Annotated in this window: 11 protein-coding genes and 1 pseudogene; 7 read left to right on the top strand and 5 right to left on the bottom strand. The window is 39.3% G+C overall.

The features are described 5' to 3' along the window. The first annotated feature begins 17 nt into the window (after window positions 1-17). The 5 genes from atpD (at window position 18) to ispG (ending at window position 6,804) form a co-directional block, all read left to right on the top strand. Entirely contained in the window at window positions 18-1,607 is a 1,590-nt protein-coding gene (gene atpD / locus V4B17_RS06275) for a F0F1 ATP synthase subunit beta (protein ID WP_455479295.1), read from the top strand. Window positions 1,608-1,682: 75 nt separating this feature from the next. After that, on the top strand, window positions 1,683-2,096 hold the full coding sequence (gene atpC, locus V4B17_RS06270) for an ATP synthase F1 subunit epsilon (RefSeq protein ID WP_455479294.1): 414 nt from the start codon (window positions 1,683-1,685) through the stop codon (window positions 2,094-2,096). A gap of 23 nt (window positions 2,097-2,119) precedes the next feature. Then, window positions 2,120-3,781, top strand: a complete 1,662-nt coding sequence (locus V4B17_RS06265; protein WP_455479293.1) for an MFS transporter — start codon at window positions 2,120-2,122, stop codon at window positions 3,779-3,781. Beyond that, window positions 3,778-4,785, top strand: coding sequence for an HlyD family secretion protein (locus tag V4B17_RS06260; protein WP_455479292.1), 1,008 nt, complete (start codon window positions 3,778-3,780; stop codon window positions 4,783-4,785). Before V4B17_RS06265 ends, V4B17_RS06260 begins: the two co-directional genes overlap by 4 nt. A 753-nt stretch (window positions 4,786-5,538) precedes the next feature. Then, on the top strand, window positions 5,539-6,804 hold the full coding sequence (gene ispG / locus V4B17_RS06255) for a flavodoxin-dependent (E)-4-hydroxy-3-methylbut-2-enyl-diphosphate synthase (RefSeq protein ID WP_455479291.1): 1,266 nt from the start codon (window positions 5,539-5,541) through the stop codon (window positions 6,802-6,804). Between the two features lie 69 nt (window positions 6,805-6,873). Here ispG and V4B17_RS06250 read toward each other — a convergent pair whose 3' ends face one another. Then, the gene (locus tag V4B17_RS06250) at window positions 6,874-7,776 is read right to left on the bottom strand and encodes a polyprenyl synthetase family protein (protein WP_455479290.1); all 903 of its coding nucleotides are present in this window, start codon (window positions 7,774-7,776) and stop codon (window positions 6,874-6,876) included. Between the two features lie 314 nt (window positions 7,777-8,090). Between V4B17_RS06250 and rpmF the strand changes: the two genes are divergently transcribed. Next, a complete protein-coding gene (gene rpmF / locus V4B17_RS06245) occupies window positions 8,091-8,270 on the top strand; it encodes a 50S ribosomal protein L32 (protein WP_455479289.1) in 180 nt (59 codons plus the stop codon). Window positions 8,271-8,745: 475 nt separating this feature from the next. On the opposite strand, the gene V4B17_RS06240 is transcribed toward rpmF, so the two are convergent. From V4B17_RS06240 to V4B17_RS06230, 3 genes are all read right to left on the bottom strand, one after another. Next, a complete protein-coding gene (locus V4B17_RS06240; protein ID WP_455479288.1) occupies window positions 8,746-9,330 on the bottom strand; it encodes a CarD family transcriptional regulator in 585 nt (194 codons plus the stop codon). Window positions 9,331-9,617: 287 nt separating this feature from the next. Continuing rightward, a complete protein-coding gene (gene fdxA / locus V4B17_RS06235; protein WP_455479287.1) occupies window positions 9,618-9,956 on the bottom strand; it encodes a ferredoxin FdxA in 339 nt (112 codons plus the stop codon). 21 nt (window positions 9,957-9,977) lie between these two features. Beyond that, window positions 9,978-11,534, bottom strand: coding sequence for a hypothetical protein (locus V4B17_RS06230; protein WP_455480200.1), 1,557 nt, complete (start codon window positions 11,532-11,534; stop codon window positions 9,978-9,980). A gap of 523 nt (window positions 11,535-12,057) precedes the next feature. Here V4B17_RS06230 and V4B17_RS06225 point away from each other — a divergent pair. Continuing rightward, entirely contained in the window at window positions 12,058-12,969 is a 912-nt protein-coding gene (locus V4B17_RS06225) for an RNA polymerase factor sigma-32 (protein ID WP_455479286.1), read from the top strand. Window positions 12,970-13,187: 218 nt separating this feature from the next. Here V4B17_RS06225 and V4B17_RS06220 read toward each other — a convergent pair. Then, a pseudogene (locus V4B17_RS06220) lies at window positions 13,188-14,562 on the bottom strand (M48 family metalloprotease). Window positions 14,563-14,734 lie beyond the last annotated feature (172 nt).

Here is a 14,734-nt window from a genome sequence, read left to right as displayed (position 1 = left end):
TGAAAAGGTAAGGATTGATGGTAAAAGCAGTGACGTCAAGCAAGGAAGCTGCAAAAGTTGAGAAAAAAAAATCAGCTGCTCGTTCAGGTGTGAAAAAAGCCTCCTCAAAATCTCAAACTGGCATAAAGGATTCTTCTGATCCTGTGCGCGTTTCTCTTAAAAATGCGCGTGGAAAGGGGGCGGTCGGTGAAATCAAACAGGTAATTGGCGCTGTTGTTGATGTGCAGTTTGAAGGTGCGTTGCCGAATATTTTAAATGCATTAGAAACAGAGAATTTAGGCAGCCGACTGGTTTTGGAAGTTGCTCAACATTTGGGTGAAAATACGGTACGCACAATTGCTATGGATACGACAGATGGTCTTGTCCGTGGTCAAAAGGTTTTTGATACAGGAGCACAGATTAGTGTGCCCGTTGGGGAAGCAACGCTTGGTCGTATTATGAATGTGATTGGAGAGCCAGTAGATAATGTTGGACCAATTTCAACGACAAAAACACGCTCTATTCATCAGAACGCTCCTGAATATGTGGAGCAGTCAACTGCATCAGAAATTCTTGTAACTGGTATTAAGGTTGTTGATTTGTTAGCACCTTATTCTAAGGGTGGAAAGATTGGTTTGTTTGGTGGGGCTGGGGTTGGTAAAACCGTGCTTATTATGGAGCTTATCAATAATATTGCAAAGGCTCATGGAGGGTATTCAGTGTTTGCTGGCGTTGGAGAACGTACACGTGAGGGAAATGATCTTTATTATGAAATGATCGAAAGCCGTGTGAATGTTGATCCAAAAGAAAATAATGGTTCAACAGAAGGATCAAAGTGTGCGCTCGTTTATGGACAAATGAATGAACCACCAGGAGCACGTGCTCGTGTGGCTCTTTCTGGATTGACTATTGCGGAAAGTTTTCGTGATGAAGGTCAAGATGTTCTTTTCTTCGTGGATAATATTTTCCGTTTTACGCAAGCAGGGGCTGAGGTTTCAGCGCTTTTAGGACGTATCCCTTCTGCTGTGGGTTATCAACCAACTTTGGCAACAGATATGGGGGCTTTGCAAGAACGTATTACCAGTACAAGAACAGGGTCTATTACCTCTGTGCAGGCTATTTATGTTCCGGCGGATGATTTAACAGACCCGGCACCTGCGACATCTTTTGCCCATTTGGATGCAACAACGGTTCTTTCGCGTTCGATTGCTGAAAAGGGAATTTATCCAGCAGTTGATCCGCTTGATTCTTTTTCACGCATGTTAGATCCATTGGTTGTGGGTGAAGAGCATTATTCTGTTGCAAATCAGGTTCAAACCATTTTGCAACGCTATAGATCGCTCCAAGATATTATTGCTATTCTTGGAATGGATGAACTTTCTGAAGATGATAAATTGTTGGTAGGGCGGGCGCGTAAAATTGAACGGTTCCTTTCGCAACCTTTCCATGTGGCTGAAGCTTTTACTGGCTCACCTGGAAAACTCGTGCCCTTAGAAGATACAATAAAAGGGTTCAAAGGTCTTTGTGCTGGTGATTATGATGATCTACCGGAAGCAGCTTTTTATATGGTTGGTTCGATTGATGAAGCCATTGAAAAAGGAAAGCGTCTTATTGCAGGAGCTTCTTGATAAAAGGAAATTTGTAGCAAATGCTTTTTGTGCATAGGATAATAGGTCTTTGTATCGGGTTTCGTGGAGGTTATTTTGGAAAACAATGGAGTAGAATGTTTTTTATTTGAGCTTGTGTCGCCTGAAAAGCTCGTGTTTTCAGGACAAGTGATGTCTGTTGTTCTTCCTTCAGCTTCAGGTGCCATCACAGTTATGGCGCATCATGCGCCTGTGGTGGCAAGTATTGTCTTGGGCAGTGTTCGTATTTTAACTTTTTCGGGTGAAAAGTTTTTTGCTGTTTGTGGGGGCGTTGCGAATGTTACTTTTTCGGTGTGCTCTCTTTTGGTGGAGAAAGTTGTTGCTGTTGAGAATCTTTCTTTTGATGCGTTGGAACAGAAGATTTTGCAAGTTCGAGCAACGTTAGAAGGGGCTTCAAGTGATGAAAAGAATCGCAAAATAGAAGAATTTTTTCATCAATTGGCTGTTAGTACTGAGTTGTTAGAAGCGTAAAGGATTATACAGGAAAAGGCGACATGGGCGGAAAAAAGAGTACGGTTGTGTCTGCTAAAAGGGGAGGAAAGCCTTTTCCACACCCAGGTCGTGTTTTTGCTGGGCCTTTGCCAAAATGCTTTGTGTATATTTTTGCTTCTTTTATTTTACAATGGGCTTATGGTTTAGGTGCAAATGTTGTTCAGTCTAACATTGTCCATCTTACAGGAGATTTCCATGCAACTCTGACCGAAACAATGTGGTTGGTTGCTGCTTATATGGCACCAAATGTAAGTGTTGCGATCATGTTGATTAAGATTCGCTACCAATTCGGGTTGCGGGCCTTTGCTGAACTGTCGATTCTCGGCTTCGTTCTGGTTTGCATTTTACAGCTTTTTGTGACGGATTTACGTTCCGCACTGATTATTCGATTTTTTGCTGGTATTGCTGCGGCGCCTTTGGCCTCATTGGCACTGCTTTATATGATGGAAGCTTTCGCGCCAGCAAAAAAATTTACCATTGGTCTTAGTTTGAATTATATGAATGCAGCTTTAGCAGCACCTTTATCGCGTTTAATTTCGCCTGATTTGTTAGAACATGGTGGATTTTCTAGTCTTTCAGCAATGGAAATGGGGCTGGTTCTTATTAGTTTGGGATGTATTTATGCTCTTCCATTGACCCCTGTTGTACGCAACAAGGTTATTCAGAAGTTGGACTGGGTGAGTTATGGTTTGATTGCGCTTGGTCTTGGTCTCAATGCAGTGATCATGTCTGTCGGAATATTGTATTGGTGGTATGAAGCACCATGGATTGGTTTGGGGCTTGCACTTGCTGTTACCTCTTTGGTTGCTGCAATTATTATTGAACTTAATAGGGTAAATCCATTGATTGATTTACGCTGGATTTTCAGTAAAGAAATGGTGCAATCTGTTCTCATTTTATTAGTATTTCACGTTTTCTTGTTAGAACGGTCGACCTTAGCGGTAGGATTTTTTAATCTTTTTGGTTTGTTAAATCGTGAAATGGCGCCTATGTATCTTGCGGTTATATTGGGTAGCCTTTTAGGGGGTGGTGTTTGTGTCTTTTTTTTACGCGCGGGGCGGGAGGATTATTTTTATCTTTTATCTTTGGCTTGTTTGGCACTTGGAGCTTATTTAGATAGTCATGTGAACTACTTAACGCGTCCCCAAGATATGATGTTGAGTCAAGGGTTGGTCAGTTTTAGTTACACACTTTTTTTGCCCGCTGCTCTTTTTAAGGGGTTCGTTATCGCTGGTGAGAGGGGCCCACGTTACGTTTTGAGTTTTATTGCTGTTTTTCTGCTGACACAAGTGACGGGCGGATTAATGGGGGCAGCGCTTTTTGGTAGCTTGCAGTTTTTTTTCGCTCATAAGAACTTTGAGTCTTTAACACAGAATATTGTTGTGACAGATCCACGTATATCGGTTGAGTTGAATGCCTTATTTTCGCCTTCTTACGGTGCTTCTATTCCCAATGTTTTAGCAGATGGACGAGGGGCAAATGGGCTGATTGAAGATTTTAAATTGACAGCAAATATTTTTGCTTATGATGATGTCTTTCGGCTTTATTTTTATATTGCAGTGGTTGTTTTTGCTATTTTTCTTGTCAAAGTATTTGTCAAGTCATGCTCTTTTTCTACATTCTTAAAGAAGAATAATATCGGTGAAGAGGGGTGTAAAAAATGATAAAAGCATTACGGTCGAGAGCGACAATTATTGCATTCCTCTCAGGTGTTTTGGGTGTTTTGTTAATTTTATGGGCTTGGAGGCTTCCTCCTTTTGTAAGTAACATTCAAATAACTGATAATGCTTCCATTAAAGGGAATGTTACCTTGGTGAGTTCACAGATCTCAGGGGTGATTTCGCGAATTTATGTTCAAGATTATCAACGTGTTGAAAGGGGAATGCTGTTATTTGAGCTCGACGATTCTCTTTTTCGCCAACAGCTTGCAAGGGCACAGGCTGTTTTGGATTCAAAAAATGCAAAACTTGCGAGTATTATGCTGCAGGCGCAGTTTTTGCAGGGTGAAATTAATACAGCAGAAGCGGAATTAGCACGTTCGCGCGCATTCTCTAATGTTCTTCCTGAACACAAGAAATTAGGTTTTAGTGACACTACAAATTCTGTTTCTCGTCCTCTTTCGCAATTGTTGGAAGCACTTGACACAAAACGTCAGTTGCAAAAACAATTGGACCTTGAACGAAAAAATTTAGAGTCAGAGGTTACAGAAGCAAAGGTTGGTGTTGAATTGGCTAAGCTCAATCTGGGTCATACAAAGATTTTATCTCCTAAAACGGGGTATATTGGGTTGGTTGGGGCGCGTGTAGGACAATATGTTTTGCCTGGTATGCAATTGATATCGGTTATTTCTGATGATATTTGGATTATTGCAAATTATAAGGAAACACAGCTTTTTCAAATGCGTGTAGGACAACCTGTTATTTTTTCTGTTGATGCATTAAACAATAAAAAATTAACAGGACGTGTGGTGCGTTTTGCACCTGCCACAGGTTCAGAATTCTCACTGTTAAAAACGGATAGCACAATTGGTAATTTTATTAAGATTGCACAGCGTATTTCGGTACGTATTGCATTAGATCCTGGACAAGAAGGGGCTGAAAAGCTCATTCCTGGAATGTCTGTGGTTACTTATGTTGATACTTCACCGCGAGCCAATTCTGGAGGTTAAGATTTTGGATTCTTTTAGTTTGATTTCTGCATCTTTTGCTTATAGCAAGTGGGCACTTACTTTAGGGGATTTGATTTGGTTTGTTATATTTGATCTTTTTGGATTTTTGAAGTTCTTGTTTTTTTACAAAAGTAATTCTGATGTTTTGTACGTTGTTTTTTCCGCTATGTAAAAAGGTGCCTACTTTAAGGTAGGCATTGAAAAGTTTTACTGTGGGTCGTGTGTTTGATTCTTACGTACCAGTAGGCAGCTCATTAAAATATCCTTGCCAATTATGTGAGGGTTGTTTTAGGGCTTTTTTAATTGCGTAGCAATTCTCATTGAGATGGTAAAGTACAGTATATGACGGTCTTGTTGTTTCCACCTGTTAGGCATGCAGGAGATGTTCTCAAAACTGCTGTTACTGGAATGTAAAGGGATTGTTCTACGAGTTCATTTTTTAATTGTGCAGTATGTTCTTTAATTTTAGCATATTAAAATATGGCTAAAATATGCACATATTTTGACTTTTTCATATTTTATAGTGTTTTATAATCGTTAAAATTGTGACGGGTGGATATATAACTGTTCGAAAATTGAACTAGTTGCATTGATTGCACTGCTTGTTGGCGTGTTGTAAAGGTCAAAAATTGTGATTCAACAAGAAAATTTTTGCCTTCTTTTTACAATTATTCTCTTTTTAAAATTGTACTTTAATACATATTGTTGTAAACGAGGGTTGATATATGCGAAGTTTCACAATTTGAGGATATAATGAGCAAAACATATTATTTTTCTAAACCTTTTGAGCGCCGTCAGTCTGTTCCTGTTGCAGTGGGCGGTGTAGTTGTTGGTGGTCATAGCCCGATAGTTGTTCAGTCAATGACAAATACTGACACCGCTGATGTTGATGCAACAGTTGAGCAAACTGCTGCTCTTTGGAGGGCTGGTTCGGAATTGGTTCGTATAACAGTTGATCGTGACGAAGCTGCTGCTGCGGTGCCTAAAATATATGAAAAATTGGAGAAGATGGGTATTGGTGTACCGTTGGTAGGAGATTTCCATTATATTGGCCATAAGCTTCTAGCGGAACATCCTGCGTGTGCTGAGGTGCTTGCAAAATATCGGATTAATCCTGGAAATGTGGGTTTTGGTGCAAAGAAAGATCGTCAATTTTCGGAAATTATCGAGATTGCTTGTCGGTATAATAAACCCATTCGAATTGGTGTGAATTGGGGATCCCTGGACAATGTTTTGTTGACACGGCTCATGGATGAAAATGCTAAGCAGGAAAATCCTTTACCTGTTGTTGAAGTGATGCGAGAAGCTGTTGTTCAGTCAGCTCTTCATTCGGCTGTTTGGGCTGAAGAACTAGGGTTGGGGCGTGATAAAATTATTCTTTCTGCGAAAGTGAGTGATGTGCAAGATCTCGTTGCTGTTTACATTGCCTTGGCAGAGCGTTGTGATTATGCACTCCATTTGGGATTAACAGAAGCAGGTATGGGAACAAAAGGTATTGTTGCCTCTTCAGTCTCTATGGGTATTTTGTTACAACAAGGGATTGGCGATACAATTCGTATTTCATTAACACCTGAACCGGGCGGAGATCGAACACGAGAAGTGAGAGTTTCTCAAGAGCTTTTGCAGGTAATGGGATTTCGGCAATTTTTACCTGTTGTTACTGCGTGCCCTGGATGTGGTCGCACGAGCTCAACAGTCTTTCAGGAATTAGCACAAAAAATTGAGGCAAATTTATGTAAGAATATGCCCGTTTGGCGCGAAAAATACCCCGGTGTTGAAGGGCTGAAGGTTGCGGTGATGGGATGTATTGTCAATGGACCGGGAGAATCAAAGCATGCTGATATCGGGATTTCCTTGCCTGGAATGGGTGAAAATCCAGCGGCTCCTGTTTTTATTGAAGGTAAAAAGGTGAAAATTTTGCGTGGCAACCATATTGCTGAGGAATTTGAAACAATACTCGGTGACTACATTCATGCGCGCTTTGGAAAAGATGGAGACAAGTCTTTAAGTGGAGTGTAAAACAGAGAAAAGTTGTTGTTGTACAACGCCATTTCCTCGTGCTTTGTTTCTGGTGTAGCGGGTGGATTTTTAATTTTTGCGTGTTGCACTAAAGCGAGCTGCTTGTTGGAGGGGTTTTGCTTTGTCGCCAAAAGGGTGTAACAGTGCTTCTGCTTTAGCGATGAGTTCGTTTCGTTTTTTTTGTGTTTCTTTAATGCCATAAAGACGAACAAAAGTTGCTTTATGCGCTGTTTCATCTTTACCGGCGGTTTTGCCTAGGGTTTCACTTGTGGCGGTGACATCAAGAAGATCATCGGTTAATTGAAAGGCTAAACCAAGATAGCTACCAAACGCGGAAAGTTTTTGAGTCAATTCTTTTGAAGCATTGCCGATGATCGCTCCCGCTTGGCAAGCAAAGCTCATAAGGGCGGCTGTTTTCATGCGTTGAAGGGTGATAATATTGGTGCACTCTTGCGGTTTTTTTTCCGCTGCAAGGTCAAGAATTTGACCGCCTATCATACCACCAACCCCTGATGCTTGTGCAAGAGCTGTGATCAGCTTTATTCTGGTATCAGAAGAGAGTGCACAGGCTTTATCGGCAATGATTTCAAAGGCAAAAGTCAAAAGGGCGTTACCTGCTAAAATCGCTGTTGCTTCATCGAATGCTACATGAACGGTGGGCTTTCCACGTCGAAGTGTGTCGTTATCCATGGCGGGAAGATCATCATGAATGAGCGAATAACAGTGAACACATTCTAAGGCACAAGCGACATCAAGAGCGTGCTCAACAGGGATGTCAAAAAGGGCAGAACTTTGTATAACAAGAAAAGGGCGCAAGCGCTTACCGCCATTCAGAACACCATGACGCATGGCTTTGATAAGGACTTTAGGGCGAGAAATTTCCCCATTTTGAACTTTATTATTTAGAAGTGTGTCAAGCCGACTTGTAACACTGTAACTATGTTTTGCAAGAAGGGTGGTAAATTCAGGCATTCTTGCTTCCTTTATTCTTTGCAAAATGAAATCTTGGAATTTAAAAGATAGAAGCTTGTTGCTTTTTTTTCCTTTGGTTAATCTGTATAGTCTTTTATTAAAAAATCATTTTCTTGATACTTATGTTTACTCTATGCGGAAGTTTCTGTTAAAGCCAAACAAAAAATGCAGTGCTAAACAAAAAATGAAATGAAAGTCTAGCCAAAAGCTTTTAATCAGTGTATAACATTCCCAGATTTTATGGTGTTTTTGATAAAGGCTGTATCATTATTGATGCTGCCTGTTTTATTTTAACGGATTTGGAGTGTCTCTTTATGGCTGTACCTAAACGAAAAACCTCTCCATCGAAACGGGGTATGCGCCGTTCGGCTGATGCCTTGAAGGCGCCAACTTATATCGAGGATAAAAATTCTGGTGAATTTCGTCGCCCCCATCATATTGATTTTAAAACAGGTATGTATCGCGGACGTTCAGTTTTGCCTGCTAAAGATTGAGCACTTTGTCTCTGTACAAAAGGATTAAGATTCATTTTATGCACAGCTAACAGCTAGGTGTATGCACGGGTGGGCTGTGTCGTTCGGTTGTTTTTCTTAATGAGGACAGTGAAGCACGAAGCATTCCCATCGCGAAGTGGATTAAAGATGTTTTATGTGACTGCGTGTCATGAGAAAAATGGTGAAAAGGGTCTTTGTAAGCATTGATGAAATATAAATTTTGTAATGAATCATTTTCCTTAAGCGATATTCTTGAACTATAGGGTGTAGAAAGAGCTAAAAAGATTTCAATAGTAGTTTTGTTGTGAGATTTGATGTTGCTTTACATCTTTTTTGATTCCATTCATGTCATTTTATGGTGAAAGAACTTAACCTTTTATACGGCATTCTTTTTTCGATTAAGGTTCAACGATAAAAAAACGAAACCATCAATATGCTGGTTTCGTTTTTTATCAGAATATTTTAGCTTATTTTATTATGCAGCGTAGACAGCTTCACCGTTTGTGTTTGCTTCATTTCTTTCGGTTTTAAATTCGTGTTTTGATTTTTTTGAGAGATGCATCTCTATGAGATTGATAGCTTCTGTTTCGGAAAGATTATTGATAACAGCGATCTCACGAGCCATTCTTTCAAGTGCAGCAGTATAAAGCTGACGTTCAGAATAAGATTGCTCGGGCTGTAAATTTGAGCGAAAAAGATCGCGCACCACTTCAGCAATACAAATAAGATCTCCAGAATTTATTTTAGCATCATACTCTTGAGCACGCCGCGACCACATGGTTCGTTTAACACGTGCTTTTCCATGTAAAATTTTTAATGCGCGTTCGACAGAATCAACAGCTGATAATTTGCGCATTCCAACAGAAAGAGCTTTTGCAATGGGTACTTTGACATCCATTTTATCTTTTGCAAAATGAATGACAAAAAGTCTCAATTTATGTCCTGCAACTTCTTGATCTTCAATCGCTATAATTTGCCCCACTCCGTGGGTAGGATAGACGATATATTCAGAAGTTGAAAATTCTTTAATATTGGAGGACGTTCCGTGCTGGGATGCCATATTTTAGTTTACTCCCTTTATGACCAAAAAATGTATCGGAAAACAGGCTATAAACCTGAATATTTAGTGTTCCTAACCAAGCATATTACAATAATTAAGCGAGCATAAAAGTTGAGTAACTTTTAAATCCAACAAAAAAAGCAAAGAACAATACTTAGAAAGATGATCATGTTAAGACAACATTAACATCAAAGTTCAAAAGAATCAATCATTTCACTCAGGAATTTTTATTTTTACAAGAGAATTTTCTTCATTTTTGAAGCCGCATGGTGCGTGTTGTATCATTATTATTCACCACTTCCTGGGTTTTCTGAAAAATACTTTTCTAATTTATCCGGAATGCCATCCATTTCTTTTGCTTGAGGAAGAGGGTCTTTGCGGGTAGTTAAGTTAGGCCATTTGTTTGCATAACAAAGATTAAGCTCTAACCATTGTTCGAGCCCCGGTTCGGTATCAGGTTTAATAGCTTCTGCCGGGCATTCCGGCTCGCACACACCGCAATCTATACACTCATCGGGGTGAATGACAAGCATATTTTCACCCTCATAAAAACAGTCGACAGGGCAAACGTCAACGCAATCAGTATATTTGCAATGAATGCAGTTGTCGGTCACTACATAAGCCAAGATCCAGCTCCATTTATTATTTTAGTGATCTTTGGGGGAAAGTGTATCTGTGTCTTTACTATTTATAAGTTTATTACGTAGCACAGCTAACTTTGCAAAAGGAGAATCAGGATTAGTATGTTTTTCTTTTTGAAACGATTTATTATTCCCATGTTTGGTATGAGGTTTATAAGAATTATTTGTACCCGATGCAGCCTCCTGGGAGGTATTTCCATTTGCATTTTCCTTTTTTTTGAACGGCTTTTTCGGTTTGTTTTGCCACTTGTAGCTAGACTTATCGCGTTTTTTTTGTGCGTAGTTGTGAAATTGGTGATTATAACGCCACAGTAAAATAACCTTATCTTCTGTTGTAAGGCGTTTTTGTGCGGCAAAATCACCAACAGGTTCGGCATCTGGTAAGTAATCTGCGGCGTTGGAGTGTGTTTCAACAGAAGCAGGCAAAACTTCTTTTTTTTCTTGTGTTGTTTCTGATGTGCATATTCTTTGCCAGTGATCACCAACAAATTCCGCCTCTGGAACATTTTTTGTCGTTGTACATGTATTAGCACAGACTTTGTCTGCAAGGAGATGTTGTTTTAAAACAATGCTGTTCACGGCATGTGATTGATAACCAAGTCCTTTTAGAATTTCTTCCATATCAGTTCCATTGGCTCCAAGAATCGACAGCATAGTTGGTGTAACAAAAAAACTTTTGCCATCATAGGCGCCTTCGGGTTTTGGGTCATCTCCTTGTTTCCAATGAATGGCAGAGCGGATAAGGTTTGCAAGACGTTCTAAAATATCAATGCGCACAGCGCGTTGCCCTAAGATCCTGTAACCAGCCAGCTGATAAAATTTCTTGTTATAGGTAGGATCAACAGCAAGCGAGGTTCGTCCCGCAGATAACGCTGAAAAAATTTCCCCCAGGCCAGTTTGGTCGTGACCATCATTTTGAAGATTCCACAGCAATGTGATAGCTTGGACTGGAGCTGGTTTTAGCATTCCAGAAACATAAATATGGAAAGCACCAAAACGTACGCCTAACCGCCGCAGCACTGCACGCGATTCTTGATCAAGGCTTTTGACAATGTCAGATACTTCTCGACGTGGTAATATTCCTAAAGCGTGGATAAGTTTTAAGGCAAGAATACTTGTGGAATCTGTTAAGCTATCGGCATCACGCAAATCAAAAAGAGGCTTTAAGGCCGTTTCAAAATGAAAAGTTACAAAACGCTCTAAGCGCTTTACAACGTTATCACGCGCTTCTCCTGTCAATTGTGTATCTGCCAAAACAATCAGTTTGGGTTTTAAAAAATCTTCTGTGGCAACAAGGCGTCCTACCGGTTGACCAATCCAGCGCACAATTCCATCAGAACTCAGTGTAAAATCTTTATTAGCACAAGCACAAAGACGTGCTGCCCGTTTGGAAAAAGCAAGAATCAAATTTTCATTCTCTATGAAGTTTTGCTTTTCAGATCGTTGATCAACATCACTTTTGTTGGCATAAAAACGAAAACCTTCAAATTTACCACTTCCCTGTTTTTCAATAAGAATGTCATCCTGAAAAACCTCATTCTGTTGAATAATCTTGCTATCCATGGTCATTTTCTTTCTCAGTGCTAGACTGGTAAAAAACTTAATTCCAACAATTCCATCATTGTGTTGCTCTTTTAACACGTTTGTTGCATTTTCTTCAATCATTCTTGTTGTTTTTTAATACTTCATTTTTTATTTACTTTGGATATTTCCATAGATGTTCGTTACACGTGTTGATTGTATTTTAAAAACGCAAGCACAAATAAATACTTTTCTCAAAAAGCAAACTAGCCAATAATTAAATAAAATAGCATTTATTTTTTCTAGGCTGTCAAAAAAATATTATAAAATAAGTCTTTTTATATGTTTCTCCACGGTGAAAAACGCACGGTACATCGTCGTTTTATGGGAAAAACTGTATTTTATGACAATAAGTTTTAAAATTGTAACAAAAAAACAATTGCGATTATAAAATTACACGCTAAAGTAGTGAAATTGAATAAAACAACTTATTAGTTCTTTTTTTTTAAGAACAATGATGTCGTTACCAGATCAATTTTGATAATTTTAATCGCAAGGGGTTATTATGGGCAATCTTTCAAATGCTGTTTACAAAAAAAGCAAGAATTATAGCGACGCAGATGAAAGCTTGGAACGTAATATGATGCGTTCTGCGATGCAAGCGCCTTATCTTGAAAGACAAAAAGAGCATGATTTGGCTCTGCGGTGGAAAGATAAACACGATGATGAGGCTATGCACCAAATTGCAGCGGCACATATGCGTTTAGTAATTGCGATTGCTAATCGTTTTAAACGGTTCAAAATGCCACTGGGAGATTTGGTACAAGAAGGTTATGTAGGGCTTTTGGAGGCTGCTGCGCGTTTCGAACCTGATCGGGAGGTTCGTTTTTCAACTTATGCGACATGGTGGATTCGCGCCTCTATTCAAGATTATATTTTACGGAATTGGTCCATCGTTCGAGGGGGAACAAGTTCTTCGCAAAAAGCGCTTTTCTTTAATCTTCGGCGTTTACGGGCGAAATTGGTGCAAGATGACAGCGCTCTTTCAAAACAAGATATCTTTCGCACAATTGCCGAAAAGCTCGGCGTTTCAGTTCATGATGTTGAAACAATGGATTTTCGTTTTTCTGGTTCTGATAATTCCTTGAGCGTTTCTGTTTCAGAGAACAGTGATAATCCCGTTGCTAAAATGGATGCCTTGGTAGATGATAGTCCGTTGCCCGATGCTTTAATTGAGCAAGTAATTGATAGTCAACGGCGGACACAATGGCTTTATGATGCGTTGCAAATTCTTAATGAACGAGAGCTTGAAATTATACGCTTCCGTCGTCTCAATGAAGAGGGAGCGACTTTAGAGGTTTTGGGTGAAAAGCTTGGAATCTCGAAAGAACGAGTGCGCCAAATCGAGGTACGGGCTTTGCAAAAGTTGCGTTCTGCTCTCCTTACTGTTCATCCTGCAGATGCTTATGAGATGTAAGTATTGAACGTTTTATGAGAAGTAAATCCGAAGCGGATATGGGAGTGGTTGTGTGCGTGCTGTGACTGGTTTTAAAGATTAGCCAGATGCGCGTGGAAAATGTTTCAGAATGCAGAGGGTGATTAAAGAGGGTGTGAGGGAATCAAAAATGCAAAAAATGATAAAGATAACAGGGTTTGTTCTGCAATAATTTTGATGTCTGTACCGATACATAAAGTTTAGGTTGGTGAGAATGCATTAAGAATGTGAAACAATTTCTCTTTGTACCGATGTATTTTTGCATTTTATTGGCAAGATTTGCGACACGTTCTCTTTCTTTAACGTGTACAACACGAATTCTCAAAGGTTGCATATTGTTGAATTGTGATAATGAAAGAAAATGAAAACTGTGTAGCGTTCTTTTGGAAACAGCTACGAGATTTTGAGAATTATGAAGGACAGCCGTGAAGAAGTGGAAGATGTGTTTACTGAAAAAAATGACAGTTGTATCAAATTGCCATTATTCATTGGTAGCGCGAACTTGTGCTTTGGGTAGATCATGGATTGTGATTGGATGGATAGAGGATTCATCTTGTTCTGTAATCCATCTGCTTTTTAAATAATCACTTGCAGATATTGCAGTAGAATGTGGAACAGCATTAAAACAGATGGCAATTTTATTCAGGCTACTGACTCAAACGGTGCGGCCTGAATTTTCTATGGGGAAAGTATTTGGAACGGAAAAAGTTATGCACAATTGCTGGTGAATAAATTGGTTTTTTTGCATAAAATCTGATTTTTGAAAAAAGGATGACGGTCAGTCTTTCTGCTGTTTGCTGTGCTGATTTTGCGCGCTTTTTTATCGCAAGGTAAATGCATTGCGGAGTGGATGGATGGGTTGCTAGAAAATCCAAGGAAGCATTTGTGGCGCTTGAGAGATTGCGAAAGGCACTATACCGCTTATTGAAAAAAGCGCGGTGAAGTAAATGGGTCAAATCCTGCTTGCTGGAGCATTTCTAATGCAACTGAATCGGCTTGTAATTTCTGATTGCGTGAAAATTGTGCAAATTGTAACTTGTTGTTAAGTGGGTGGTATGATTTTCTTGGCGTGAAAGAGAATATTTGGTGATATGCACTCTATCATCTTCAATTGTGCTTCTTTTTGCAGGCGTAAAATGCCATGATTGGCAGTGATCTGAGCTATTACATAGGCTAAAATTGCCGCAACTTTTGAGGAATTATTGGCTAATCATAGCATATCGCGAGTTAAGTAAATATAGCTAACTAGTAAGGCAAATGCGTTAATACTTTGCGAGTCTAAAATTGTTATAGAATAGGTTTGTTGAGAATTTTGTGTTACAGTTGTGGGTCTGTGCACAAAATTTGCTAATGAGTGTTCAAGCTTTGTACCATAATGCGCACCGGCATATATTTGTAAAATACGCGGGTGTTGTATAACGCGTAATGTGAGATAGATATTGTATTTGCTGGTACATTTGATTGTTTCAGAAGAATCTAATAATCTAATAGAGAAAAGCATATATTATGTTGGGGGAGATGCATATGACAAGCAGAAAGGAGAAATATAAAGCTTATGAGAGTCGCTTTATATATTCTGCTACGAAAAAGAAAATTTCGTTGAAAAAATTGGTATCATTGATCAATGTGCACCGCATTTTCGGAGTATATTGTGGCAAGTTTCATTCGTGTCTTGTATGTGTTGTTTTACAATAAAGAAACTTTCAGCATAAAGATGCTTTTGGCTATATTACATGATTATTATCTG

Source organism: Bartonella sp. B23, assembly GCF_053793815.1.
This window is presented reverse-complemented; position numbering and strand designations above follow the sequence as displayed.